Origin of the sequence: Longimicrobium sp. (genome assembly GCF_036387355.1) — a bacterium.
GTDB lineage: Bacteria > Gemmatimonadota > Gemmatimonadetes > Longimicrobiales > Longimicrobiaceae > Longimicrobium.
On sequence record NZ_DASVTX010000201.1, the window covers coordinates 1 to 2,581 of the forward strand.

Annotated in this window: 2 protein-coding genes; both read left to right on the forward strand. The window is 69.8% G+C overall.

The window, feature by feature from the left end:
• Positions 1-203: 203 nt before the first annotated feature.
• Entirely contained in the window at positions 204-1,529 is a 1,326-nt protein-coding gene (locus VF665_RS08820; protein ID WP_331053048.1) for a hypothetical protein, read from the forward strand.
• A gap of 232 nt (positions 1,530-1,761) precedes the next feature.
• Positions 1,762-1,941, forward strand: a complete 180-nt coding sequence (locus tag VF665_RS08825; protein ID WP_331053049.1) for a hypothetical protein — start codon at positions 1,762-1,764, stop codon at positions 1,939-1,941.
• The last annotated feature ends 640 nt before the right edge of the window (positions 1,942-2,581 follow it).

Consider the following 2,581-nt stretch of genomic DNA (forward strand, 5'->3'; position numbering starts at 1 on the left):
GGACGGGCAGATCGTGCAGCTGCTGGGCACCCTGCGGCCAGAAGACCAGGCCTCCGGGATCCGGGTTCGTGCGGGCGACGCGCTGATCGTCGAGGACGTGGACGGGCGCCGCAACCGCTGTGTGGTTTCGTCGATGGACGCGATCGCGTCCCCGCAGTGACGCCGGACGCGTCCACCCTTTCATTCACCCTGCTGGAGAACCCATGAATCCGCTCGTCATCGTCGGCATCCTGCTGGCTGCCCTCGTGTTCATCCCCATGATCGTGACGGGGTTCCTGCGCAACGTGGAGGCGGGCACCATTCGCATGGTCACCTGGCTCAGCGGCAAGACGCTCATCTTTCGCGGCCCCGCCAAGTCGTGGGAGGTGCCCCTGCTGACCACCGGCACCACGCTGAGCAGCAAGGCCATCAACGTGGACCTGGACATCACGGACCAGACCGCGGACCTGGACGACGGCGGCGTGCCGCAGCCCATCAAGGTGCGCGTGCTGGCCAGCGCCATCGTCTCAGTGGGCGACAGCGACGAGATGATCAAGACGGCCGCCAACCGCTTCTTCAGCAAGCCGAACGAGGAGCAGATCAACATCCTCATCGACCTGCTGAGCAGCTCCGGCCGCCGCGCCATCAACCTGCTGACGCACGACCAGCTGTTCAGCGCCAAGACGGCCGTGCGCATTCCGTCGCAGTCGGGCGCCGCGGAGCCGGGGATGGAGCTGGCCCCCGTGCGCCCCGCCGCGCTGCCGGTGGCCACGCGGCCCATGGACGCGGAGGACGATGACGACCCGCTCGCCATCATCATCCGCAAGGCGTGCTCGCGCGAGCTCACGGACCTGGGGCTCACGTTCAACTCGCTGAACATCAAGGTGGTGCAGAGCGAGGTGGCGGAGGCCCGCCGCCGCCAGAGCGCCGCCGAGGCGCAGGCCAACGCCGAGATCGTGGCCGCGCAGCAGACGCGCCGCGCCAAGGAAGCGGAGCTGGAGGCGGAGCGTGCCATCAGCAACAAGCAGCGCGAGCTGGAGCAGACGCGCGCCGCGAACGCCGCGCTGATCGCCGAGGCCGAGGCCAAGCGCCAGGAGGCCGCCGGCCGCCAGCGCAGCGCCGAGCTGGACGCCACCCAGATCGCCCAGGCCCGCGCCGACGCCGAGCGCCTGCGCATTGAGGCAGAGGCCCAGGCCCGCGCCGAGGCCATCCGCATCACCACGGTGGCCGAGGCCACGGCCGAGAGCATCCGCAAGGTGAACGAGGCCATTCAGCAGGGCGGAGAAAGCTACTTCCGGTACAAGCAGATCGAGATGCTGCCGGACATCGCCCCGTTCATCGCCGACGCGCTGGGCAAGGCGCGCCTGGTCACCATCAGCGGCGGCGGCGCGGGCGAGAGCGCGGCCGAGGGCACGGCCAACAGCATCACGGGCGTGATTCAGACGGTGCTGGCTGCGCAGCTGGTGGCCAAGAACGGCCTGCTGGACGGCAACGGCGCCGCCCCGGAGCCCGTGACCGCGGTTCCGGTCGGCAAGATCGTGGGCAAGTAACCGCCCGCGCTGGATGACGGACGGAGGGCCGGGGCGAGCAATCGCCCCGGCCCTCCGTCTTTGGCGGCGGCAGGTGCGGATTCGGCGGACGGCGCTCTGCCCGGCGAGGGATGGCGCGTGGGTCCCGCGCGGTGTGATCCCCCTTACGCAAGGCGGGCCGGGATGATATCGTGCGGGCAATCGCGGCAGACAAACGTCTGACGCCATCAACGATCCAACTCCCCAGACTTCCATGCCGTCATCCAAGGACAACGGGCCGGTGCCCGTGAACAACAAGAACCGCAACCGCGCCGCGCTGCTGCTGGGGGCGGCGGGGCTGTTCATGTTCATCGTGGGCGTCAAGCGGCGCCACAAGCTGGACGCCGAGCGCGAAATCACCGACGCCCGCTACGCCGCCGCCGAGCAGAACTGAGCCCGCGTGGTTCGATCCCACAGAAGTGCCCGTCCGCAGCGCGCGGACGGGCACTTTTGTTTGCGGAAAGACATGGCGGGCCTCGGGCATGAGGATTTCCGGAATGCTGTTCTCCTGACAGCCTGTTGAGAAACCCTGCCCGCCAATCACCTCGGCGCCGGGGCGTCATTCTGAAGGAGCGTGCGCCGAGCTTTCCCCGGTGCCGGATCCATGCGCGACTGAAGAATCCCGGACCGAAGTGTCCGACACGCCGCGGGCCGGCGTGGCGTGCTCCAGCCTCTCCCGCCGCACCCGCTGCGTCCGAGCGCGCCCCGCAACCGGGCGTGCACGGGACGCGGTGGCGCGGGATTCTTCGGTCGGCGCCAGTCTCTGGTGTGACGGAGGGCGCGGCGCGGCGCCTCCCTCAGAATGACACTTGAAGTCCGAGCCGGGTGAGGAATCCCGGTGCGGCTGATGCGACAGGTCCGATGCGCCTGAACCAGGCCGCATCGCCTACGCTGCCCGCGCGCGCCCCGGGCAGCACCTCCGCTCCACCGGTGTCCTGCCGCCCGCCTCGGCGCCGGGGCGTCATTCTGAAGGAGCGTGCGCCGCGCTTTCCCCGGTGCCGCGTTCATGCGCGACTGAAGAATCCCGGACCGAA